We start from the raw sequence: 23,965 nt of genomic DNA on the forward strand, positions 1-23,965 counted from the left end.
GTGAAGCCATCCGAACCTCAACCCCTACGAAGATCAGCGAAAAGCCACGCAGGGTGTCCGAACAACCACCCCCGTGGCGGTGATCAATGTGCCACGTGGAACGGCTCCGAAGGTCACAGGATTATAACGATAGATCACTATCGCAGACGCAAATGTGTACACAGAGCCCTAAAGAGTTGACCGACAGTGCCCGCCGCCGTTCCCCGGTCGCCCGGCAGGCTGGTTCACTGTGCCCGCCATCGGGCGCGCACCAGGCGCGCCCCTGACGCGGGGGAGACAACCGCTCCATGCCCGAAAACCCACGTCCACGCAGGACCCGCTGGGCCACACCGACGGTCGTGGCCACCACGTTGCTTGCCGCCACCATCTGGCCGGGCGCCTCGGCTCACGCCACGTCGAACTCCGCGACACCCGCTTCGACAGGCGTGAAGCCCACCGCCATCGGTGTCGACAAAGCTCTCGGCGACGCTCGGCGCACCGGCAGGCCCGTCGAGGCCACCGCCGCCGGCAGCCCCTACTCGGTGGTCACCGCCCTACCCGACGGCCGGGTCCGGTTGACCCAGTCCGCTGCTCCGACACGAACCCTGGTCGGCGGCGCCTGGAGGACGTTGGACGCCACCCTCGTCCGGCAGGCGGACGGCACCATCGCCACCACTCTGACCAGCAACAAAGTTCGCCTCTCCGGTGGCGGAACCGGTCCACTGGCAACGCTGGCATCCGGGGACCGCGCGCTGAGCATCGGCGCTCCCTTTCCCCTGCCCGTCCCCACGCTGACCGGCCGCACGGCCACCTACCGCGACGTGCTGCCCGGTGTCGATCTGACCGTCACCGTCGGCACCGAGGGGTCCTTCGCCCATGCCCTGGTCGTGCACACCCCGGCCGCCGCGCGGGATCCACGACTGAAGGAACTGGCCCTGGACACCCGCGCCAGCGGTTTCACCCTCAGCGCCGATGCCGCCGGCAACATTGCGGGGCGGGACCGCTCCGGCCACACCGTGCTGACCGCCGCCGCCCCGACGATGTGGGACTCCGCCACGGGCCCGGACCTGGGCCCGACAGCTCGCTCCGCGACCGGCTCCAGCCCCACCAGGTCCGGCGCCAGCGCCCGCGTCGCCGGCATCGGCGTCCGGCTGACCTCCGGAAAGCTTCACCTCAGGCCCGACCAGGCGCTTCTCACCGATCCGAGAACCACGTTCCCGGTCTACATCGACCCCACCTTCACCTGGAGTTCCGCCGGTCCGTCGATGGGCGGCTGGGCGACCATCTCCTACCAGCACCAGTCCACGAACTACTGGAAGAAGACTCCCGACCTCATCGGGCGCATGCAGGTCGGGAACTCGGGTGAACAACGCTCGAACACACTGATCAACTTCGCGATCCCCTACGGCACGCTGGCCGATGCGGAGATCAGCTCGGCGATCTTCAAAATCAAGAACACCAGGTCCTGGAACTGCACCGACAAGCCGGTCAACGTCTACGCACCGGCCACCGTCCTGAAGGACACCAACGCATCCTGGAACTACTGGGAAGGCGTGAGCAAGGGGCCCCTCGCCGCGTCCAAGAGCTTCGCCTTCGGCTACTCGGGCTGTGACGCGGCTGCGGTGCCGTTCGACATCACCGGCCAGATCAGAAGCGATGTGGCGAACCAGAAGTCGACCCGGACGTTGTGGATGGTCGCGGCCAACGAGGCGACCGACGCCGAATCGTGGAAGGAATTCCTCGAGACCAGCCCGACGCTGGAAATCCTCTACAACCACACCCCCAACGTGCCCACCGGCATGACGACATCACCTACCACGTCCTGCGGGGCCAGCACTCCCACCGTTGTCGGCGACTCCTCGGTCTACCTCTACGCCCCGGTCTCCGACCGCAACGGCGGCGTCCTGGGCGTCACCTTCCAGTTGTCGAAGATCGTCAACAGCGTCGAAACGGCGATCATGACCTCGGACCCCAGCAAGGTGACCTATGCCTCCGGGAGTACCGCCGTCTACGTCGTTGCCGCCGACACGTTACGCACGGCAGCCGGCGGAGCGGTCGGGAAGTTCTCCTGGAAGGTTCGGGTCACCGACTTCTACAAGAGCAGCGACTGGTCCAGTACCTGCAAGTTCGACTTCGACCCCACCCGACCCGGTAAGCCGACTGTTCCGGACGTCCCGAACGACATGACGAAAATCGGAGAGAGCTTCAGCATTGACGTCACTCCCAGTGACAAGACCATGCCGAACGGCTACCTCTACCAGTTGAACGCGGGTGCGCCGGTCGATGTGACCGCCGACAGCGCCGGTAAGGCCACCATCACGATCACCCCGACCCGCTTCACGAACACCCTGACCGTCACGGCCGTATCCGCCGGCGGGAACATCGGTGAGACCGCGGCGATCACCTTCAACTCGAATCCCGCGTCCACGGCGGCGGACAACGACCTGGATGGTGACGGGGCGGCGGACCTGGTGGCGGTCGGCGGCACCAACGACCTGCCCGCCGGTCTCTGGCTCGCTCCCGGCGGCACGGCGGACACGGCCGTCGCGGCCACGAACATCGGTGCGCACGGCAATGGCAACACCACGGCCAATCTGCCGAGCGAGTTCAACGGTGCGCAGGTCATCACCGGGCGCTTCGCCGGGTACGGACTGCAGGACTACCTGCTGTACTACCCAGGCGGGATCAACCCCGGATCCGCAGTGATGTTGCGCGGGAACGGCGACGGGTCCGTCATCCACCCCGTTGACGGTGGGACCCAGTGGACCGTGGACCCCAGCCAACTCATTGACGATGAGCACCCCTACGCCCCGCTGCAACTTGCCAACGCTGGTCGTACCTACGACCGCGGATCGGACTATCCCGATCTCATTGGCACGACCGGCGACGCGACCACCGGGTATTACCTCGCGTACTACCCGGCCACCGGTCCCGGTGTCTACGGCGCCGGCAGGATCTTCCCACTGACCGCGAAGACGCCGACTGACGGCAACGACTGGAACAACTGGACCATCGTTACCGCCCAGATCGAGAACGACACGTCCCCGATCGGCAGAGGCACCGCGATGTTCCTCTGGAACCACGCCACGAAGGCGCTCTACCTGTGGGCCGGCCTCTCGATCGCGGACCTGGAGAACGGGGCGCTCACCTACACCCAGTTCGGCCTCGGCACCTGGGATCCGCCGGCCGGCTCCACGCTGCGCGCTGCGGACGTCAACAGCGACGGCACCCCGGACCTGTGGACCGTCAGTGCCGGTGGTATCACCAAGGCCTACTACGTCACCGGGCTGGAGAACGGTGCGGGCACGATCACCGATCAGCCTGTGTCCCAGACCATCGTTACCTCTCAACACGCCTGGCAGCTTCGCGACGCCGCCGACGGCACGGTCACGACTGCTCGGGACTCCGTGGACGGGCCCACCAACCTGCCGGTCAGCAACACCAACGGCAGCGCCGGGGTGGTCTGGAACGCCGGTGACATGTTCGACCCGGATGTGGTCTTCAAGGGCACCAACGGCAGTTTGAACACGGCTTCGCGCGCGGTCACCACCAATGCCGACTTCACCGTGGCGGCCTGGATCAAGCCCACCACCCTCGGCGGCACTGTCCTCTCCCAGGACGGCACCAACACCGCCGGGTTCAAGCTCTGGGCCGATCCGGCCGACAAATCCTGGCGGTTCGCCATGCCCCGCACCGACACGGCCACGCCGATCTGGGACACGGCGGTCAGCGCTCCAGGCACCGCACGTGCGGGCGTCTGGAGCCACGTCATGCTGAGCTACAAGCAGTCGACCGGGACCATGACTCTGTATGTCAGCGGCGTGAACGCCGGCCGGGCCTCGCACACCACCGCGTGGAGTGCCGGCGGCGGATTCCGGATGGGGGCCCACAAGACCGGTGCCAGCAGCTACGGGGGTTGGTTCGCCGGTAGTCTCGCCTACGTGCAGACCTGGAGTCAGGTCTGGCCCATCGACGCCGACACGAGCGCGAGCGGGGACCCGGTGGTCCTGAAGGCGGCGTCGGGGGCGCTGGTCACTTACCGCCGCGGGGCCGACGGCTGGATCTGGGGCAGTGAGCAGACGACTGTCGGTGGCAACTTCGGTGCGTGGGTGCGGATCGGTAACCGTAGCGGTTTCATCGGTAGCCCTTCGGTCGCCAAGGCAGCCAACGGCACCCTGGTCATCTATGCCCGGGGCGTCGACAACCAGATGTACGGCGTGGGCCAGCCATCGGTCGGCGCAGCATTCACCGACTGGAAGGCGATTGGTACCGGGGCACCGGCGGCAGGGTTCGCGAGCGACACCAGTGCTCTGCTGACCCCTGCCGGCACCCTGGCGATCTACGCCCGTGGTGCGGACGGCTGGGTGTGGGGCACGAACCAGGCCGCGGCGGGCGCCGCCTTCGGGGCCTGGACCAGAATCGGCAAGGATGGCGGTATCGCCTCGAAGCCGTACGCCATGCTCGGCGCCAACGGGACGATCGTGATCTATGCCCGGCGCACGGACAACCTCGTCTACGGCGTGGGTCAGGTAGCGCAAGGTTCCGTCTTCGGAACCTGGGCGGTCATGGGTAACCGTGGGCCGATCAGCCGGTTCGCCGGCGAGCCCACCGCACTGCTCGGCGCCAACAACCTCCTGACGATCTACGTACGGGGTGGCGATGGCAAGATCTACAGCACCATTCAGGACACCACCGGCGGAAGTTTCGGCAACTGGTCGATGGTCGGCAGCGGCCAGATCACCTACTCCGGTGACCCGGCACCGATGAAGGGCGCCAACGGCACCACCGTCCTCTACGCCCGCGGCACGGACAACACGATCTGGGGCGTCGGGCAGTCCACCGTCGGAGGATCCTTCGGTACGTGGAGCGTCATGGGGACGAACCCGCCGGGGGCCGGCTTCGCCAGCGATCCGACACCGGGGTTGAGTGGGAGCAACACGATCAGCCTTGTCGTGCGCAGCGTCGACAATCGCGTCTACACCACCCGGCAATCCTCGACGGGAGGCGCACTCGGGGCCTGGACGGAAGCCCCGTGACGTGTTGAGGCACTAGAAGCAGTTTCAGGGCTCTCACCATCCAGCATGACAGCGGACTGCTCCGTACCGATCACCGGTGCGGAGCAGTCCGTTTGGGCCCACCTTGCGAGCGGTCAGTCCTCGGCGCGCCAGCGGTAGAAGGGCTTGGCCACCGAGTCCTGCGGGCCCTGCCAGCGCTCCGGCCGGTAGGGCTCGACGAACGGGGCGAGTTCCGCCATCAGCTTGCCGAAGGCCGGCTTCTGCTGGTGGTGCTGCCGCACGCGCTCGGCGACCGTCGCGTCCTGCTCCAGCAGGTGCACGAAGACGTCGTCGATGGAGTAGAGCCAGCGTCCGGTGACGCCCAGCTCGGCGGGGAGCGGGCCGGCGTCGGACTCGCCGAAGATCCGGGCCACGTCCGCCTCGGCGCCGGGCTTGATCCGCTGCACGATGATCGTCAGCGTGGTCTCCGCCGGCTCCGCGCCGTCGTCGGGGGCCCAGTGGTAGAACTCCTTCGCCACCGAGTCGGACGGGTTCTTCCAGTACCTCGGGTACGGCGTCACGTACGGTCCGATCGCCTCGGCGATCTTCTGGAACGCGGGCAGGCCGCGGGTCTGCCCGGAGATCCTCGGGTCCTGCTCGCGCTCGATGACGTGCAGGTACAGGTCGTGGTGGGAGAGCAGGATCCGGCCGATGACGCCGAGGTCCTGCGGTCGGGTGGTGCGGTCGTAGTAACCGAAGACGTCGCCGACGGTGTCCTCGCTGCCGGGGACCATGCGACAGACGATCACGTTGCGGAAGACCATGGCTGCTCCTTGATGGGAACGGACGGTGGAACGGGACGCGGGTCGGCCGCCGTCAGGCGGTGAAGGTGACCGGGAGTTCCAGCAGGCCCCGGAACGGCGAGGCGGCCGGCAGCCGGCGTACCTCCGCCAGCGGCACGGCGAGCCGCAGCCCGGACAGCCGGCGCAGCAGCGCCCCGAGGCCGAGTTGCGCCTCCATCCGGGCCAGCGAGACACCGAGGCAGTAGTGCACGCCGTGGCCGAAACCGAGGTGCGGGCCACGGACCCGGCGCACGTCGAGGCGGTCCGGGTCGGTGAAGTGCGCCGGGTCGTGGTTCGCCGCGTTGATCACCACCCCGACGGCCGCGCCGCAGGGGATCGTCACCCCCTGGTACTCGACGTCCTCGGTGGCGATCCGGGGGCTGGCCACCGGCAGCGGCCCGTCGAAACGGAGCAGCTCCTCGATGGCCGAGGGCAGCAGCCGGGGTGTGCTGCGCAGCAGTTCCAGCTGCTCGGGATGGGTCAGCAGGGCGAGCACGGCGTTGCCGAGGAAGTCGGCGGTGGTCTGGTGACCGGCGAAGAGCAGCAGGAACGTGGTCGCCACCACCTCCGCCCCGGAGAGCGTCCCGTCCTGGTCGCAGGCGTCGATCAGCGCGCCGATCATGTCGTCGGCGGGGCGCGCGCGCTTGGCCCGGACCAGGTCGGTCAGGTAGTGGTACAGGCGGGCCTGGGCGTCCTGCACCGCCGCCCGCTCCTGCTCCGGGGGGCGCTCGCCGGAACCGGAGGTCCGGATCACCTGGGTCCAGTCGAGCACCCGACCGTGGTCGGCGGCCGGGATGCCGAGCAGTTCACAGATCACCGTCATCGGCAGCGGGATCGCGAAGTCGTGCATCAGTTCGGCCCGGCCGTGCGGGAGCACCTTGTCGATCAGGTCGTCCACGATCCGGGCCACCCGGGGGCGCAGCGCCTCGATCCGGCGCGGGGCGAACGCCTGGGACACGATCCGGCGCAGCCGGGTGTGTTCCGGCGGGTCCGAGTTGAGCATGTTCCGGTTCAGCCCGGCCGAGTTGGGACCGAAGAACCGCAGGTAGTGCGCCTCCGGGCCGTACAGGTCCTTGGAGAGGCGCGGGTCGGTCAGCGCCACCCGGGCGTCGTCGAAGCGGGTGATCAGGTACTGGTCGAACCGGCCGCTGACCGGGCAGACCGGCCGGTCGGTGCGCAGCCGGGCGAAGGTCGGGTACGGGTCGGCGGCGAACTGTCCGGTGTAGATCTCCGCGCCCGGCACGGCGTCGGTGCTCATCGGTCCTCCCCCGGGTCGCCGCCGACGCTGTGCAGCACCTGGTAGGTGTGCCGTTCGGCGGATTCGCGCAGTTCACGGATGATGCGCAGGAGCCGGTCACGGTGCTCGCTGCGGCCGAAGGCGTCCAGCGTCTCGCGGTCCGCCCAGTCACTGATGATCAGGTAGCTGCGCGGGTCGTCGGCGTCGCGCACCAGGTCCTGGTGCAGGCAGCCGTCGAGGGTGCGGATCTCCTCGGCGGCGCTGCGCCACTCCGCCTCGAACCGTTCCGCGCAGCCCTCCCGGGCCCGCATCGCCAGCACGGTGCGGACCCGGCTCACCGGACACCGCCGAAGATCAGGTGCAGGTGCTTGCGCAGGCCGTCGGCGTCGAGCGGGCAGCTGCGGAACCCGATGTGCCCGTCCGGGCGGATCAGGTGCAGCGCGGTGCCGGCGACCGCGTAGCCGGCCCGGTAGCCGCCGTCGGCGTCCACCACCACCGGCGGTGCGAGCAGTCGCGGCGCGCGGGCGTCCGGACTGAGCACCAGGTACGCGTCCAGCTCACCGCTCGCCTGCCGGCGTACCTCGGCGCAGAGCTCGGCCGCGGCGTGCAGCGTCTCCTCGTCGGCGCTGGAGTCGGCGTAGACCAGCAGGGTGTGCCGGGTGCCGCGGGTCAGCTCGCGCAGCCGCAGCGGGTGCCCGACGCCGGGCCGGCGCAGGCCCTCGACGTCGGGGGCGCGGTCGCCGGCGGCGGGCCCACCGCGCAGCGCCTCCGGGTCGGTCACGGACTCCCCCACCAGCGGGCTGCCGGCGTAGCTGAGCAGCATGGACATCTCCTGGAGGAACTGCCGTTCCAGGTCCGCGCGGTCCAGCTCGTCGGTGAAGGCCATCCGGACCGCCCGGCCGACGATCTCCTCGCCCTCCGGCCGCCGCTCGGTCTCGTAGCTGTCGAGCAGGCCGGGCGCGGCGATGCCGCGCACGGCCAGGGCCAGCTTCCAGGCCAGGTTCCAGGCGTCCTGGATGCCGGTGTTCATGCCCTGGCCACCGGCGGGCGGGTGCAGGTGGGCGGCGTCGCCGGCCACGAAGACCCGGCCGTCGCGGTACCGGTCGACGATGCCGTGGCTGATCCGGAACACCGAGGACCAGCGCAGGTTCGAGGCCCGGGTGCCGGGCGGGGCCAGCCGGTCGAGGGCGGCCTGGACGTCGGCCAGCGTCGGCTCGGCCAGCTCCTCGCTGAACCCGGGCGGCGCGTCCTGCCCGCCGGTCTGGGCGAAGAACCGGGGTGGCGCGAGGGTCGCGATCCGGTACCGGTGCGCGCCGCGCAGCGGTACGCAGACCAGCATGCCGTCCATCCGGCCGTCGGTCTCGTGCAGGAACCGCAGCAGGTGGCCGTCGGGCATGTCCCAGTCGACGTCCACGTCGCCGAGCATGAACAGTTGCGGGAAGCGGCCCAGTCCACCGGTGAAGGTGAGCCCCAGCAGCTCGCGGACCCGGCTGTGCGCGCCGTCGCAGCCGACCAGGTACGTGGCGCGAACGGTCTCGGTGCCGCCGTCGGCGGTGGTCAGGGTGGCGGTCACCCCGTCGTCGTCCTGGGTGAACGAGATCAGCTCGGTGCCGCGCCGGGGCCGCACGCCCAGGGTCGCCAACCGCTCGGTGAGCAGCCGCTCGGTCTCGTACTGGGGCAGCCCGAGGTGGGCGTACGGCAGGCCGGGCAGTTCCCAGCTCATCCGGTGCGTCTGCACGCCGTTGACGAAGACCATGTTGCCGGTCAGCCAGATGCCGACGTCCATCGCCTCCCGGACGATGCCCTGCTCCTCCCAGAGCTCCATGGTGCGGCAGTGCACGCCGATCGCCTTGTCGGCGTGTCCCGGCGGCGCGGCCAGTTTCTCGACGACCCGGCAGTCGATGCCCCGCCGGGCCAGCTCGACGGCGACGGTCAGCCCGGTGGGCCCCGCCCCGACGACCAGTACGTCCGTTGTCCTGTGCACGTCGGCCTCCCTGCCCGTCCTCGGTTCTCGGCTGGTCGCCGGATCGGCCACGGCGTGGAACAGGCGACGGCGGATGTCGAGCAGGAACGGCGCGATCGGGCCGGCCTCCTCCTCCGCGTGCGCCGGGTTGCCGATCCACTGGTGGAACTGCGCCGCGCTGCGCCATTCGGCGAAGATGTGGTGGGTGTCGGAGCCGGGTTCGCGCAGCAGCTCCTCGCGCAGGTAGCCGGGCACCCGGGCGACCCGGTCGAGGACCTCGGCGTACCCGCGCCGGAACTCCTCCCACCGCGACTGCGGCACGGTCAGCTCCACGTCCACGTAGACCGTCGAACCGGGAGGGACGTCGCGCATCACCCGCCGGTCGCCCGGCTCCGGGCAGAGCGGACCCAGCGCCTGCGCGAGCTGCCCCGCGACGGGACCGGCCTGGTACGCCCGCCACGCCGCCTCGTCGGACCACTCGGTGACCAGGACGAGGGCGTGCGGGTCCAGCGCGTCGTGGAGCAGGGCCTGCCGCAGCGCGCCGGGCAGCTCGGCGATCCGTCCGGCGACGTCCCGCCACGCGTCCACCACGTCCGCTTCCCGGCCGGGATGGGCGCGGAGCCGAAACATCGTCCTGATCACGGGCTCTCCTCGGCGGCCGGGGCGGGCTGACGTCGTGCTGCGACCCTGCCGCAGCCCGCGTCACCCGGCCGTCACCGGATCCGGCCGCCGGTTCATCCCGACCGTGACGCCCCCGCGACGCCCCGTCCTGGTGCCGGACCCACCTGTACCGCGTCCCGGCGGGTGTGGCCCCGGTTTTCGGGGCCGGGCGGAGACCGGTCACTCAGCGCGACGAGACCCCGGGTCCCGGCCATCTCATCACTCACTGTCACCGACCACGGGTGAGTCCCCCGGGTCGTGGCGGAACGGCGGCAGGCGCGCTCCCCTGACCTGCGTCGCGATGGCAGGTCCCGCTCCCCTCGGTACTGCGCTCCGCCGCCTTTGCTCTGCTTCACTCCACGCAACAGCCACGCTCCGTCACGTGTTGCGTGGGGTTAAGCAGAGCAAAGGCACCGAGAAGAGGGATGCCAACCGCCGCAGGGGTTGCCGAACGTGAGCGCGCGGTGGGTTGCGGTGCCGTCATCCGCCGCAGGGGTGAACGGCGACGGGACGGGCGGGCCCGACCTGTCGGGCAGCGGTCGGCGCAGCAGCCCGCGCCACAGGTCGTCCCGGACTGGTCAGCCGGCCGTGCCGGCGACCAGGTCCCGCGCGTCGGAGTGGCCGGCCAGGGCGGTCAGCTCGGCGGCCACCTCGGTCGGGGTGGGCCGGCGCAGTTGCTCGGCCCGCAGCTCGCGGGCCGCCGCGGCGTACCGGGGGTCGGTCCGCACCGCGTGCAGGGCGGCGCGCACCTCGTCGGCGGTGGCGGCCAGGCCCGGCACGGACACCGCCGCGCCGGTGGGCACGATCCGCCGTCCGTAGGCGAGCTGGTCGTGGTCGAGCGGCAGGGCCACCTGGGGTACGCCGGCCACCGCCGCGTTCATCATGACGTTGTCGCTTCCGTGGTGCAGCACCGCGTCGCAGCCGGGCAGGAGCAGGTGCAGCGGGAAGCCGCGCAGTGGGCGTACCCCGGCCGGCAGCGTGCCGAGCGCGTCCACCTGCTCGGCGCTGGCGGTGAGCACCACCTCGGCCCCGGTGTCGGCGGCGGCCTCGACGGCGTGCCGCAGGGCCGGCACGTCGGGCCCGAAGATCCCGGTGGCCGAGTGGCCCCAGATCACGCAGATCCGCCCCCGGTCGGGCCGGTGCAGCGCCCACTCGGGCAGCGCGCCCGGGCCGTTGTACGGCACGTAGCGCACCGGGAGGCGGCGGGCGTCGCCGACCGGCGGCAGCGCCGACGACGGCGACGGGTCGACCACGTGGGTGATGGCGGCGCGGCTCCAGTCCACGTCCGGGGCCATCACCCGGTACGCCTCGTCGGCGGCCCGCAGGTCCAGCCCCGGCTCGACCTCGACGGTGCCGAACAGGCCGGGCGCCACGAAGACCGACGGCACCCCGAGCCGGGCCGCGACCACCGCTCCCTCGGGCGCCATCACGTCGTGGCAGACCAGGTCCGGCCGCCACTGCGCGGCGAAGCCGGCCACCGCGTCGAAGCCGCGCCGCAGCCCGTCGGCGTGCCGGTCCCAGAAGCCCGGGTCGGCGGCGAAGTCGAACTCCGCGAGGTCGGTCAGGGCGGCCCCGGTCAGCGGGTGCCGGGGCAGCCCGGGCAGGGTGCGGGTGCCCAGCACGGCGGCCACGAAGTGGGTCATCCGGCCGACCACCATCATGTCGGCGTCGGCGGTGACCGGCACCGGGGTCAGCCCGGCCCGGCCGACCGCCGTGGCCTGCGCCGGGGCGCAGGTGACCCGGACCTCGTGCCCGGCAGCCTGCAACGCCCAGCCCAGCGGCACCATGCAGTACCAGTGACCCGCCCAGTTCGACGTGGTGAACAGCACCCGCATCGCGCTTCCTCCCGCCCCGGCCCGACGACCGATCGCACCGCCGGCCACCGTGCCAGCCGGTGGTGGAGCCCGGCTCGAACCGGGCTCCAGACCCCGTGGACCGCCGGGGGCTCTCATCAGGTACGCGACCGGCCGAGGCCTCGGCCACGATCAGGAGGAGGGGCTGATCCGCGATGGAGGAGGAGCTGGACGAGGCGGGTTTCAGCGCCCGCGACCTGGCCCGGATCGCCGTGTCCCGGCGGGCGGCGGAGCTGGCCGACCGGCTGTACGCGCTGGTGGGCCGGCACGGGCACGACGTACCCGTGGAGGTGTGGCTGCGCGAGCTGACCGGCCCGGTGCGGGACGCGGCGGACGACCTGCACGGGCTGGCCGTGGCGTACGCCCGGGCGCGCGGCGCGACCTGGCCGCAGATCGGCACGGCGACCGGGCTGGACCCGGCCGCCGCACAGGACCGCTGGGGTGCGGTCCGTCCCCCGGTGCTGGCCGACCCGGACCGGCTGGTCGGCGAGCTGGAACACTGGTTCATCCGGCACCTGGGGCTGGACGCGGCGCTGTGGAACGTCGCCGAGCCGCTGCGCGGGCTGCTCGACGGCGGCGGCCGGCGGGACCTGCCGAGCTGCCTGATCTGCCGCAAGCGGGTGGGCGGGGCGGTGCCGGCGTGGGCGGGCTGGATCGAGCCGCCGGGCGGCTACCTGGTCGACGACGAGCTGTGGCGGGTGGCGCACGCCCCGGCCACGTTCGCGCCGCGCGGCAGCCTGCTGGTGGAGTCGCGCCGGCACTTCCTGGACTTCTCGCAGATGACCCCCGACGAGTCGACCTCGTGGACGGCCCTGCTGGCCCGGCTCTTCCCGCTGATCACCCAGGTGACCGGGGCGGAACGGATCCACGTCACGTCCAACATGGATGCCGCGCCGCACTTCCACGCCTGGCTGCTGCCGCGCCGGCCGGAGGACCGGAAGGGACGGGCGTTCGGGGCCGCGCCGGGCACCTGCACCGAGCCGGAGGCGGCCGCGGCGGTCAAACAGATGCGCACGCTGCTGGACCGTTGACCGGCAGGCACCATGGAGCGGGGCCCCGGCGTGCCGGGGCCCCGCTCGCGTGTCTGGTCGGCTACCAGGTGGACTGGAGACCGGCGAGCAGCGTACGGGCCTGGATGGCGAAGTAGTAGCTGTTCTGGAGCAGCTCGGTGGCCTGGTGCAGGGTGACCCAGGTGAAGTCCTCCGGCACCTCGACCGGGAAGTCGTCCGGCGCGGCGACCACCAGGTAGCGGCTCTGCGCCCGGTAGAACCGGCTGCCCTCCTCCGACTGGACCGTGTCGTAGAGCACCCGCTCCGGTGGCGCGGCCAGCACCTCGTCCAGGTAGCGGGGCCGGGAACCGTGCGGGTAGTTGTCCGGCGTGCACTGCACCGTCGGGCCGAACTCGGCGACGTCGATCAGGCCGGCCTCGTACCGGGCCCGGACCAGCAGGTGCGCCACGCCGTCGATCGGCTTGACCAGGAAGGCGGAGATGCCCCGGGCCCGGGGGGCGACGAGCGGCTGGGTCCAGCGCCGGACCTCCCGGCTGGCCGCGGTGGTGTCGGTGGCGATCACGGTGAAGAAGCGCCCCTCGTCGTGGGCGATCTCGTCGGCGGTACGGTGCCAGCCGGCCACCTCGTCCAGCCCGATCACGTGCCGGTCCAGCTCGAAGCGGGCCTTCGCGGCGGTCAGCCGACTCAGCACGGTGCGGGTGGTGTGCAGCGCGCCCTCGGTGCCGGCGACCGACCGCAGCAGCGACTCCCGCCACGGCCCGGCCGGCGTCGGCCCGGTCGGGTCCTCGGGTACGGCGAACGGCACGGTGGCCAGGATCGACCGGATGTTCATGTTGACCATGTCGTCGCGGCGCAGCAGCCCCTGGATCTGGCCCAGGGTCAGCCAGCGGAAGTCCTCGTGGTCGGGGACGTCCTCGTCGACCTCGACGACGATGTTGCGGTTGCGCTTGTTGAGGAACCAGGCGCCCTGCTCGGACTGGAGCGCGTCGACCAGGATCCGGCCGGCTCGCGGCCCGGTGAAGTACTCCAGGTGGGTGATACCGCGCCCGCGGTGCACCCCGGTGTAGTTGCTCCGGGTCGCCTGCACGGTCGGCGCGAGCTGCACGGTGTTGATGTTGCCCGGCTCCATCTTGGCCTGCACCAGGAAGTGCAGCACCCCGCCGAACTCCCTGGCCACCATGCCGAGCAGCCCGATCTCGGGCTGGTTGATGATCGGCTGGGACCAGGCGACGGTCCGGTCCCGGCCGCTGCTGATCCGCACCCCGGTCACCGAGAAGAACTTGCCGCTGTCGTGCACCAGGTCACCGTCCGGCCGGAACCGCCAGCCGACCAGGTCGGCGAAGGGGATCCGGGTGACCCGGACGTCGCCGGCCTGCTGCCGCCCGGCCAGCCACGCCTCGACCTGGTCGTTCGGCGTCACGGTGCTGTCGCCGGCCGCGGCCGAGGCCGTGAAACGGGCGGCGAGGTCGACGGTCGCCGGATCGGACCGGATCAGCGTGGCGCCCGGGGTGCCCGTCATGCGACCGCCACCTCCAGGTCGGCGTGGTCGCCGACGAGGATGCGGTGCTGCGGCGCGGGGCGGGCCGTCGAGCCGATCAGCGCCCAGCGCCCGATCAGTGAGCCCTTGATGCCGGTCACCTCCCGCACCCGGGCGCCCTCCAGGATGATCGAGTCCTCGATCCCCGCCCCGGAGATGTGGCAGCTGCGCCCGACCGACGTGTACGGGCCGAGGTAGCTGTCCTCCACCACGCTGCCGGCCGCCACGGTCAGCGGGCCGACCAGCCGGGACCGGGTCACGGTGGCGCCCTCCTCGATCACCACCGGGCCCTGCACCACCGTCTCCGCGTCCACCGTGCCGCCGACCGCGCCGGCGGTGCCGTCGAGCAGCAGCCGGTTGCAGTCCAGCAGGTCGGCCACCGTGCCGGTGTCCTTCCAGTAGCCGGTGTACTCCTCGGCGTCCACCTGCCCGCCGTGCCCGAGCAGGTCGGCGATCGCGTCGGTGATCTCCAGCTCGCCGCGGCGGCTGGGGACGATCCGGTTCACCGCGTCGTGGATCGCCGGGGTGAAGAAGTAGACGCCGATCATCGCCAGGTCGCTGCGCGGCTGCGTCGGCTTCTCCACCAGCGCGGTCACCCGGCCGGTCTCGTCCAGCTCGGCCACGCCGTACTGGCGGGGGTCGGCGACCTTGGTGACCAGGATCCGGGCCGGCGACCCGCTGGCCCGGAACCGCTCGGCGGTCTCGGCGAGGCAGCCGACCAGGATGTTGTCCCCGAGGTACATGACGAAGTCCTCGTCGCCGAGGAACGGGGCGGCGATCTTCACGCAGTGCGCCAGCCCGAGCGGCGCCGCCTGCGTGATGTACGTGACCCGCAGCCCGTAGGCCGCGCCGTCGCCGATCGCCTCGCGGATCTGGTCGGCCCGGTCGCCGACGATGATCCCGACCTCCTCCACGCCCATCTGGCGGATGTTCTCCAGGCAGTGCACGAGCACCGGCTTGTTCGCCACCGGCACCAACTGCTTGGGCAGGGAATACGTGAAGGGACGCAACCGGGTACCCGTACCGCCGGCCAACACCAGAGCCCTCATAGCTCGATCTCCCTATCGGGTCGAAGCGCGCCGTGCGCCCAGTGCCTGGATCGTCAACTCCGACGGTCGAGAAGCCCTCAAGGCGCGTTGGCGCTGGCGGGCCGGTCGAGCCGGCCTGGAGCGCCGTTGGGGGCCGGCGTGGCGGCAGTTGCGGCCGGCCGGACCGGGGCCGGAGCATGTCCGGCATGACCCTGCACTACCTCGTGTCCCCGGCCGGCGTGCCGAACTACGGTGACGAGCTGATCATCCTGGGCTGGCTGCGGCACCTGGCCGAGACGGCTCCCGAGGTCGACGTCGTGGTCGACTGCCTGAACCCGGTGCGGGCCCGGTCGACGCTGACCGGCGCGCATCCCCGGCTGCGGCTCACCGACACCCTGTGGCAGCTCTGCCTGCGCAACTGGACCGCCGGTCCACAGGCGACCACCGAGACGGTACGGGGCATGGTGGCCGCCCCGGCCACCGCGGCCGACCTGGCGCCCGGCATCGAGCTGCTGCGCACCGCCGACGTGGTGCACCTGGTCGGTGGCGGGTTCATCAACGACATCTGGCCGCCGTTCGTGGGCCTGCTCGCCGGGATCACCGCGGCGGTCGGGCACTCCGGCGGGCTCGCCGCGATGAGCGGGCAGGGGCTCTGGCCGCCGCCGGCCGGGGCCGAGGACCTGGTCCGCGACCTGGCCCGCCGGTTCGACGTGATCGACGTACGCGACCAGCGCTCGGCGGAGCTGATCGGCGCGCCGGGGCTCACCGTCTCCGGCGACGACGCGTACCTGCGCACCCCGCCGACGGCCGGCGGGGCGGACGTACCCGAGGTGATGGTGTCCTTGCAGTCGCAGCTCGCGGCGGTGGACGGCGAGCGGCTGCTGGAGTTCGTGGGCCGGGTGCTGCGCGACTGGGGCGTGGCGGGGGTCGGGCTCGTCGAGTGCGCGCCCGACCAGGACCGCGACATGCTCGCCGCGGCGCAGCGGGTGCTGCCGGTGACCCGCCGCTACGACCTGCCGGAGATCCTGCGCGACGGCCTGCCGGTGCGCCCGGGACAGTGCTGGCTGTCCACCCGGTTCCACCCGCACCTGGTGGCCGCCGCCGGTGGCGCGTCGGGAGTGGCGCTGAGCATCAGCCCGGACTACTACGCCACGAAGCACCGTTCCCTGGTGGACGCGGGCTCCCGCTGGACGATCCTCGACGAGCTGCGGGTGCCGGAGCGCCCCGCCGCCGGCGGCTACCCGCCCGAGCGGCTGCGCGACCTGCGCGCGGGCAAGCTCGCCGTCGCCCGTCGGATCCACGCCGGCGCCCCCGTCGGCCGGTCCTGACCGCCGCGCCCCCGCCGGGGCGCGAAAAGTGGCGCGGCACCGCCTCCGGACGGTGCCGCGCCACGTCGTACCCCGGTCAGCGGCCGCCGGTGGCGAGCTGTTCCAGGGCCGGGACCAGGTCGGCCGGGGCGGGCTGGGACTCGATCTCGGCGCGCAGCCGCCGGGCGGCCGCGCGCGGGGCGTCGTCGTGCAGGACCGTCTTGACCGCGCCCGCCACGTCGTCCGCGCTCGCCTCCAGCGCCGGCAGGGCGAGCACCGCGCCGGTGGCGGCCAGCCGCCGGCTGACCGGGATCTGGTCGTCGTTGTTGGCCAGCGCGACCTGCGGCACCCCGGCCGCGGCGGCGGTCATCAGCGAGTTGCCGCTGCCGTGGTGGATGATCGCGTCGCTGGTGGCGAGCAGCAGGTGCAGCGGGAACTGGTGCAGCACCCGGACCCCGTCGGGCAGCTCGCCGAGCGCCTCGGCGTGTTCCGGGGTGACGGTGAGCACCACCTCGGCACCGCTCTCCGTGGCGGTGCGCACCGCGGTGTGCAGGGCCGGGGCGGGGGCGACCGAGCTGCCCCAGATCACCGTGACCCGGGGCCGGTCACCGCGCCCGACGGCCCATTCGGGCAGCTCCCCCGGGCCGTTGTACGGCAGGTAGCGCACCGGCAGCCGGGCGGCGTCGCCGAACGGCAGCGGCACCGACGCCGGGGTGGGGTCGAGGACGTGCCGGATCCGGCCGCGGTCCCACTCGCCCAGGCCGTAGCGGGGGAACGCGCCGGTCGGGTCGGCCGGGCCCAGGTCGGGGCCGTCGGGCGGCTCGACGGTGCCGTACAGGCCGGGGGTGCAGTGCACCGCCGGCACGCCGAGCACCTCGGCGGCGAGCTGACCCTCCTCGGCGGTCATGTCGTTGAGGATCAGGTCGGGTCGCCAGGCGCGGGCCACCTCGACCGCCGCGTCGAAGCTGCGCCGCAGCCCGTCGGCGATCCGCTCGCCGATCCGGGGCCCCTCGGTGGCCAGGTCGAACTCGTCGAGGCGGGCCACCGGCTCGCCGGTGATCGGGTGCAGCGGCATCCCGGGCAGCGTACGGCGGCCCAGGACCGCGTCGACATAGTTGCCCAGCCGTGCCATCAGCATCATGTCCGGGCTGGTCAGCGCCGGCACCGGCACCAGGCCGGCGGCGCTGACCCGGTCGGCCTGCTCGGGCGGGCAGGCGACCCGCACCTCGTGCCCGGCGGCCTGCAACGCCCAGCCCAGCGGGACCATGCAGAACCAGTGCCCGGGCCAGTTCGACGCGGTGAAGAGCGCGCGCATCCCGTCCTCCCGTCCGCGCCTCGTGCGGGCGCGTCCCGTCCGACTCTGGACACCGCCGGTCGACGGCGGTTCGAACTCCCCTGGAGCCGGACGGGACGCCCGCGTCCGGCTCAGGCGACCCCGTCGGCGGTGGCCGGCTCGCCGGCCGGGACGCCCGCCCGGTCCCGGATCGGCTGCTCCCGGTAGCGGAACGCGACCAGGAAGGCGATCACGAGGGCCGCCGCCCCGACCAGGAAGACGCCGTGCAGGCCGCGGACGAAGGCGTGCCCCATGGCGTGCTGCACCTCCGGCGGCAGGCTCCTGGTGACCGTCGAGTCGGCCACCGCCCCGGCCGACGCGCCGGTGTCGGCGGGGATCCAGGACGGCAGGCTGGCCGCGTAGACCACGTTGAGGATGGCGCCGAAGATCGCCGGGCCGAGCGACTGGCCGACCATCCGGACGAAGACCACGGCGGTGGTCGCGGTGCCCAGGTCGTCCTCCGGCACCGAGTTCTGCACGGTGGCCAGCGGCACCTGGGTGAGCTGGCCGATGCCGAGGCCGAACAGGAGCAGGTAGAGGCTGATCAGCCAGGACGAGGTGTCCGGGCCGACGGTGGCGCAGAGCCCCGCGCCCGTGGCGGCGACCGCCGCGCCGACGATCGGGAAGATCTTGTAGCGGCCGTGGTCGGCGATCAGGATGCCGGTGAAGAGCAGGCCGACGAGCATCCCGACGAGCAGCGGGATCATGTGCAGGCAGGTGTCCATCGCGTCGAGTTCGCGGACCAGCCGCAGGTAGAGCGCCACGTAGTAGGAGACGCCCATCATGGCGAAGCCGGCGATGACCGACAGCGGCACGGCGACCCGGAACGCCTGGTCGCGGTAGAGCCGGGGCGGCAGGATCGGCTCGTCGGCGCGCCGCTCCTGGAGGAAGAACGCGGTCAGCAGCACGGCTCCGACGGCGACCAGGACGGCGATGGCGCCGGAGAGCCAGTGGTAGGTGTCGCCGCCGAGCTCCAGCACCAGCAGCAGCGCGCCGATGCCGCCGACCATCAGCAGCGCGCCCAGCCAGTCGATCCGGATGCCGGGGCGGGTGGCCATGTTGGGCAGCGCGACCAGCAGCACGGCGACCACCGCGACGCCGACCGGGATGTTGAGGAAGAACGCCCAGCGCCAGTCGACGGTGACGCCGAGCAGGTGGTGCGCGTCGGTGAAGAAGCCGCCGACGACCGGGCCGATGACGAAGCCGACCAGGGCCAGGCCGCCGGCGTATCCGGCGTACTTGGCGCGGTTGCGCGGGGCGGCGATCTGGGCGGCGAGCACGGTGGCGACGCTGAGCAGGCCGCCCGCGCCGAGGCCCTGTACGCCCCGGAAGACGATGAGCTGCCCCATGCCCTGCGACAGCCCGCAGGCCAGCGAGCCGGTGAGGAAGAGGCTCATCGCGAACACCATGATCCGCTTGCCGCCGATCAGGTCGGCCAGCTTGCCGTAGAGCGGCTGGCTCACGGCCAGCGCCAGGGTGTAGACGGTGAGGATCCACCGGCTGTCGTCGACGCCGTGGCCGGGGTCGAACTCCTTGATGATCGAGTACATCGCGATGTTGACGACCATCAGGTCGGTGGAGGCGAAGAGCACCGCGAGCATCAGGGCGAGCAGGGTGAGCCGGGTGCCGCGTGGGGTGAGCGGGAGCGTGGCCTGGTCGGGGCCGGCCGGGGCGGGATGACTCATCGGGTCCTTCTCCTGGTCCGGAGGATCTGCGGATCTCTAACAGTGTTAGGCGCTCCGTTCCAGGATCCTCTAACGGCGTTAGGGTGTCAACGAGAATCGTCTTACACCGTTAGAGGATCAACGGAGAACGCCGCACGACCGGGTCCGGTCGTGCGGCGTCGCGTACGCCGGATCGCGCTCACGCCAGCCACGGCGGCACGGCGAGGATCTCCACCACCGCGGCGGCGATGCTCACCCCCGGCCCCAGGCCGAGCAGCAGCAGGTGGTCACCCGGACCCAGCTCGCCGGTGTCGAGCAGGTGGTCCATCGACACCAGCTGGTCGCTCGCGCCGAGGTGGCCCAGCCGGCGGCCGTACTCCCAGGTCGACTGCTCCATGGTGAAGCCCAGCGGGACCACCCGGTCCTCCACCGAGGCGCGGGCGCCGTTGTTGAACGCCACCCGGGCGATCCGGCCGGCGTCGATGCCCGCCTCGTCCAGCGCCCGGCCCACCACCTCGTCCATCGTCTTGACGAAGAGCAGCGCGCCGTCCGGGCCCATCCCGCCGGCCTGGTTGAACTGGACGAACCGGGTGATGAAGTTGAGCGGGCGACCCGCCGGGGTGCTCGCCGGGTAGAGCGGCTCGTCGCCCCGGTGCAGCCCCTCCAGCTCGGTGATGGTGGTCGAGCAGATCGAGCGCAGCCGGGCGAAGCCCTCCTCGCGGCTGAGCACCACCGCCGAGGCGGCGTCGCCCATCACCACGCCGGGCAGCGCCTGCCAGCGGTTCAGCAGCGGCGAGGAGAGGTTGTCGGCGGCCACCACGAGCGCCGGGCCGCGCCCCGGATCGGCCATCAGGTGGCTCGCCGCCAGCTCCAGCGCGCCGAAGATGCCGTTGCAGCCCTGCCGGACGCCGACCGCGGTGAGGTCGCCGCCGAGCAGGTGCTTCTGCAGGTACGACTGGGGCAGCCAGCCGTCCGGACCGGAGTGGTAGACGTCGACGTAAAGCAGCAGGTCGACCCCGGCCGGGTCCTGGCCGGCGCGGGTCAACGCCTGCCGGGTGGCGTCCAGCGCCATCTCCGGGCCGGAGACCTCGCCGGCCACCGCCGCCCCGGTCAACCCGGTCTGCTCGGCCTGCGTCGCGTCGAACCAGCCCTGCTCGACGGCGGTCGTCATCTCGACGACCTCGGGCAGGTGGACGCCCAGGCCGGTGAGGTAGATGTCGGTCACGCGCACGGTGCTCGCTCCTGTCGGGGTCGGCGGTCGGGGGTCACGGGCGGCGGGCCAGCAGCAGGTCCCAGCGGCGCTTCGCGCCGGGCGCCGGGAGCACCTCGGTCACCGTCAGGCCGGCGGCGGTGACCAGGTCGCGGTACTCGGCCTCGGTGCGTACCCGGCCGCCGCGCTGGAGCAGGATCGAGAAGCTGACCCGGTGCAGCTCCCGGGTCCGGGGGTCCAGCTCGGCGCCGTCGCCCAGCGGCATCTCCGGCAGGAACTGGTCGATGATCATCAGGGTGGCGCCGGACGGCATGGCCGCCGCCACCGTGGCGAGGATCCGTGCCGCGTCGGCGTCGTCCCAGTCCCACAGGATGTTCTTGAGGGTGTAGAGGTCGCCACCGTCGGGCACCCGGTCGAAGAAGTCGCCGCCGACCACCTCCACCCGGTCGGCCAGCCCCGCCCCGGCCAGCTGCTCCCGGGCGGCCGGCACGATCGCCGGCCGGTCGAACAGCACGCCCCGGTTGCCGGGCGCGGCGGTGAGGAGCTGACCGAGCAGCGTGCCGGAGTTGCCGCCGACGTCCACGATCGTCGGGTACGCGGACAGGTCGACCGCCGCGGCCACCGCCTCCCCGCAGTCGCCGGAGGTGATCGAGGTGAGCGCGCCGAACTGGCGCAGCTCGTCGGGGTTGGCGTCCAGGTACTCGTAGAAGGTCATGCCCAGCGCCGCCTTGGTGGCCGGCCGGCCGGTCAGCACGGTGTCCACGATGTAGCCGTACGGGACGTAGTGCTGAAGGCCGGCGGTGCCCCGGGCGATCGCGGCGAACGGGCTGGCCGAGTGCAGCAGCGCGCCCATCCTCGTCATGCCGAACACCTCGGGCGCGGTCTCCACCGTCAGGTCGAGCATCACGCAGGCCCGCAGGAAGCGGCGCAGCGACTCCGGGTGCGCGCCGGTCTCGCCGACCAGCTCGGCCAGCGGCCGGGGCCCGGCCACGGTCAGGTCGGGGATGCGGAGCAGGGCGAGCGCCCGGGCGTACTGCGCCTTGGGGAAGTTGGCGATCATCTCCGCCAGGCTGGTGTAGATCGACAGGTCCGGGGCCTGCTCCGTCTGCTTCGACATGCCGCCGATGCTCGCCGCGCCGCCTCGACGCCCGGTCGACGGCGGCTCGACAACCCGACCCGGGCAGCCTTCCAGCCATCCTCGATCCGGCCGCGCCAGCCTCGCACGACACGGTGCGGGCACGACCGCGCCGACGACGGCGGAGGTGAGGCCGTGCAGCTCGGGCTGGCGGACAGGAACGTACTGGTGACCGGGGCCACCGGCGGCATCGGGCAGGTCGTGGCCCGGGTCTTCGCGGCCGAGGGCGCCCGGGTCGCGGTGACGTACCGCAACGACGCCGAGGCCGCCGAGAAGCTCGCCGCCGAGCTGGGCGCGGCCGACGACCGGGCGCTGGCCGTCCGGTACGCGCTGGACGAGCCGGCGTCGGTCGAGGCGGCCGTCGCCACGGTCACCGAGCGCTGGGGCGGGGTGGACGTGCTGGTCGCCAACGCGATCCGCTGGGGGGTGCGCCGCTCCCCCGACACCCGCTTCGAGCAGGTCGACCCGGACGTCTGGCAGCCGGTGATCTCCGACAACCTGGCCCCGACGATCCGTACCGTGCAGCTCGTCGTGCCCGGCATGCGCGAGCGCGGCTGGGGCCGGGTGGTGCTGGTCTCGTCGCACATCGCCGTGGACGGCGGCAAGGGCCAGGAGTTCTACGGCGCGACCAAGGCCGGCCTGCACGGCTTCGCGCGCAGCCTGGCCTGGGACGCCGGACCGGACGGGGTGCTGGTGAACGTGGTCGCCCCCGGCCTCACGCTGACGCGGCGGGCACTCACCGGGCTGCCCGAGGCGGTCCGCGAGCGGGAGACGAAGCTGACCCCCACCGGGCGGCTCAGCGCGCCGGAGGACGTGGCGAACACGATCGTCTACCTCTGCTCGGACGCCAACGGCAACGTCACCGGCGAGACGGTCAGCGTCGCCGGCGGCCGCTGATGCGGGTCCTGTTCACCGTCTCCCCGTGGGCGGGCGACTGGTTCTGCGCGGTGCCGCTGGGTTGGGCGTTGCAGGCGGCCGGGCACGACGTCCGGGTCGCCTGCACGCCGGGACAGGCGGCCACGGTGGCCCGGGCCGGCCTGGTGCCGGTGCCGGTGCTGGAGAGCCCGGACCTGATGCGGATGTCGCGCACCGGGCACCTGATGCTCAGCGCGGCCGGCCGGCGGGCGCTGCCCGGCCTGCCGCTGCCGCTGCACCCGTGGACGGACGAGCCGGTCACCGACCTGTCCGAGGTGGACGTGCCGGCGCTGGCGCTGCGGCTGTGGGAGGAGATCTCCGGCCCGCTCGCCCGCCGCTTCGACGCCACCGTCGAGCTGGCCCGCGCCTGGCGGCCCGAGCTGGTCGTCTACGGGCTGATGGGCACCGAGGGGACACTCGCCGCCCGGCTGCTGGACGTGCCGGCGGTCTACCACTCCCCCGGCCTGATCGGCGCGGTGGAGGAGGACCCGGCGCTGGACATGGGGCCGCCCGACCCGACCGGCGCGTTCGCCCGGCACGGCGTCGCGCCATGGCAGCCGGAGCACGCCACGTACGCCATCGACCCGTCCCCGGCCGCCGCCCGCCCGCCGCACGTGGCCGGCGGGGTGCGGCTGCCGGTGCGGTACGTGCCGTACAACGGCCCCGGGGTGACCCCGGACTGGGCGCGCGAGCGGGGCGAGCGGCCCCGGCTCGCGGTGATGTGGGGCTCGTCGGCCGTGGGGCTGTGGGGGCCCCGGGTGGACGCGCTGCGCGAGGCGGTGCTGGCCGGGGTGGACGCCGGCGCGGAGGTGGTGCTGGTGACCACCACCGCCCAGGCGGAGCTGCTCGGCGAGCTGCCGGAGCGGGTCCGGGTGCTGCCCGACTTCCCGCTGCGCCACCTGCTGGACACCGCCGACGCGGTGGTGCACCACGGCAGCGTCAACGGACTGATGACCGCCGCGGCGGCCGGGCTGCCCCAGCTCTCGCTGGCGCTGGCCGACGAGCAGATCGCGGTGGCCCGGCGGATGCTGCCCACCGGCGCGGTGCTGCTGACCCCCGGCCACGTCACGCCGGCCGAGGAGATCCGGGCGGCGGTCGGCCGGGTGCTCGACGACGGGGCCCTGCGCCGCGCCGCCGCCGAGCTCGGGGCGGAGCTGGCCGCGCTGCCCAGCCCGGCGGCGCTCGTCGGCGACCTGGAGAAGCTGGCGGCCTGACGGAACCGGCGCGCCCGGTCCGGGGATGCTCCCTCCCCGGACCGGGCGCGCCTTCGTGTTCGCCGGACCAGGACCGGCACGGGG

The 23,965-nt window shown here is 72.7% G+C and carries 16 protein-coding genes; 5 read left to right on the top strand and 11 right to left on the bottom strand.

The genetic code is table 11. The annotated features are described in order from the left end of the window. Nucleotides 1–338 precede the first annotated feature (338 nt). Complete coding sequence (locus tag GA0070611_RS10205; RefSeq protein ID WP_157740286.1) at nt 339–5,015, top strand: LamG-like jellyroll fold domain-containing protein; 4,677 nt, start codon at nt 339–341, stop codon at nt 5,013–5,015. Between the two features lie 113 nt (nt 5,016–5,128). Here GA0070611_RS10205 and GA0070611_RS10210 read toward each other — a convergent pair whose 3' ends face one another. The 5 genes from GA0070611_RS10210 to GA0070611_RS10230 all read right to left on the bottom strand — a co-directional run bounded on the left by GA0070611_RS10210 (nt 5,129) and on the right by GA0070611_RS10230 (nt 11,510). Further along, nucleotides 5,129–5,797, bottom strand: coding sequence for a TcmI family type II polyketide cyclase (locus tag GA0070611_RS10210; RefSeq protein ID WP_091661513.1), 669 nt, complete (start codon nt 5,795–5,797; stop codon nt 5,129–5,131). A gap of 52 nt (nt 5,798–5,849) precedes the next feature. Continuing rightward, nucleotides 5,850–7,073, bottom strand: coding sequence for a cytochrome P450 family protein (locus GA0070611_RS10215; RefSeq protein ID WP_091661515.1), 1,224 nt, complete (start codon nt 7,071–7,073; stop codon nt 5,850–5,852). Beyond that, entirely contained in the window at nt 7,070–7,390 is a 321-nt protein-coding gene (locus tag GA0070611_RS10220) for a putative quinol monooxygenase (protein WP_091661520.1), read from the bottom strand. The genes GA0070611_RS10215 and GA0070611_RS10220 overlap by 4 nt, the downstream gene beginning before the upstream one ends. Beyond that, the gene (locus tag GA0070611_RS10225; RefSeq protein ID WP_091661524.1) at nt 7,387–9,657 is read right to left on the bottom strand and encodes an FAD-dependent monooxygenase; all 2,271 of its coding nucleotides are present in this window, start codon (nt 9,655–9,657) and stop codon (nt 7,387–7,389) included. Before GA0070611_RS10225 ends, GA0070611_RS10220 begins: the two co-directional genes overlap by 4 nt. Before the next feature lie 596 nt (nt 9,658–10,253). Further along, nucleotides 10,254–11,510: a nucleotide disphospho-sugar-binding domain-containing protein gene (locus tag GA0070611_RS10230; RefSeq protein ID WP_167604417.1), complete on the bottom strand. Its 1,257-nt coding sequence runs from the start codon at nt 11,508–11,510 to the stop codon at nt 10,254–10,256. Between the two features lie 173 nt (nt 11,511–11,683). On the opposite strand from GA0070611_RS10230, the gene GA0070611_RS10235 reads away from it, so the two are divergent. After that, nucleotides 11,684–12,559, top strand: coding sequence for an HIT family protein (locus GA0070611_RS10235; RefSeq protein WP_091661531.1), 876 nt, complete (start codon nt 11,684–11,686; stop codon nt 12,557–12,559). Between the two features lie 61 nt (nt 12,560–12,620). Here the strand turns inward: GA0070611_RS10235 and GA0070611_RS10240 are convergent, their stop codons facing one another. Both GA0070611_RS10240 and GA0070611_RS10245 read right to left on the bottom strand, forming a co-directional pair. After that, nucleotides 12,621–14,057 (bottom strand): NDP-hexose 2,3-dehydratase family protein, encoded by a 1,437-nt coding sequence (locus GA0070611_RS10240; RefSeq protein ID WP_091661534.1) that lies wholly within the window; start codon nt 14,055–14,057, stop codon nt 12,621–12,623. Beyond that, nucleotides 14,054–15,124, bottom strand: coding sequence for a glucose-1-phosphate thymidylyltransferase (locus GA0070611_RS10245; RefSeq protein WP_091661537.1), 1,071 nt, complete (start codon nt 15,122–15,124; stop codon nt 14,054–14,056). Before GA0070611_RS10245 ends, GA0070611_RS10240 begins: the two co-directional genes overlap by 4 nt. A 185-nt stretch (nt 15,125–15,309) precedes the next feature. Here GA0070611_RS10245 and GA0070611_RS10250 point away from each other — a divergent pair, with 185 nt between their 5' ends. Beyond that, nucleotides 15,310–16,431: a polysaccharide pyruvyl transferase family protein gene (locus GA0070611_RS10250; protein ID WP_157740287.1), complete on the top strand. Its 1,122-nt coding sequence runs from the start codon at nt 15,310–15,312 to the stop codon at nt 16,429–16,431. Nucleotides 16,432–16,507: 76 nt separating this feature from the next. Here the strand turns inward: GA0070611_RS10250 and GA0070611_RS10255 are convergent, their stop codons facing one another. The 4 genes from GA0070611_RS10255 to GA0070611_RS10270 all read right to left on the bottom strand — a co-directional run bounded on the left by GA0070611_RS10255 (nt 16,508) and on the right by GA0070611_RS10270 (nt 21,734). Then, nucleotides 16,508–17,725, bottom strand: coding sequence for a nucleotide disphospho-sugar-binding domain-containing protein (locus GA0070611_RS10255; RefSeq protein ID WP_091661543.1), 1,218 nt, complete (start codon nt 17,723–17,725; stop codon nt 16,508–16,510). Nucleotides 17,726–17,835: 110 nt separating this feature from the next. Further along, nucleotides 17,836–19,428 carry an MFS transporter gene (locus tag GA0070611_RS10260; protein WP_091661547.1) on the bottom strand — a complete coding sequence of 531 codons (1,593 nt, stop codon included), beginning with the start codon at nt 19,426–19,428 and terminating at the stop codon, nt 17,836–17,838. A gap of 178 nt (nt 19,429–19,606) precedes the next feature. Next, on the bottom strand, nt 19,607–20,638 hold the full coding sequence (locus GA0070611_RS10265; protein ID WP_091661552.1) for a ketoacyl-ACP synthase III family protein: 1,032 nt from the start codon (nt 20,636–20,638) through the stop codon (nt 19,607–19,609). Nucleotides 20,639–20,672: 34 nt separating this feature from the next. Then, nucleotides 20,673–21,734, bottom strand: coding sequence for a methyltransferase (locus tag GA0070611_RS10270; RefSeq protein ID WP_091661556.1), 1,062 nt, complete (start codon nt 21,732–21,734; stop codon nt 20,673–20,675). A gap of 153 nt (nt 21,735–21,887) precedes the next feature. Between GA0070611_RS10270 and GA0070611_RS10275 the strand changes: the two genes are divergently transcribed. Both GA0070611_RS10275 and GA0070611_RS10280 read left to right on the top strand, forming a co-directional pair. Further along, nucleotides 21,888–22,649 carry an SDR family NAD(P)-dependent oxidoreductase gene (locus tag GA0070611_RS10275; protein ID WP_091661559.1) on the top strand — a complete coding sequence of 254 codons (762 nt, stop codon included), beginning with the start codon at nt 21,888–21,890 and terminating at the stop codon, nt 22,647–22,649. After that, the gene (locus GA0070611_RS10280; protein ID WP_091661562.1) at nt 22,649–23,881 is read left to right on the top strand and encodes a nucleotide disphospho-sugar-binding domain-containing protein; all 1,233 of its coding nucleotides are present in this window, start codon (nt 22,649–22,651) and stop codon (nt 23,879–23,881) included. Before GA0070611_RS10275 ends, GA0070611_RS10280 begins: the two co-directional genes overlap by 1 nt. Nucleotides 23,882–23,965 lie beyond the last annotated feature (84 nt).

This window comes from Micromonospora auratinigra, assembly GCF_900089595.1.
GTDB lineage: Bacteria > Actinomycetota > Actinomycetes > Mycobacteriales > Micromonosporaceae > Micromonospora > Micromonospora auratinigra.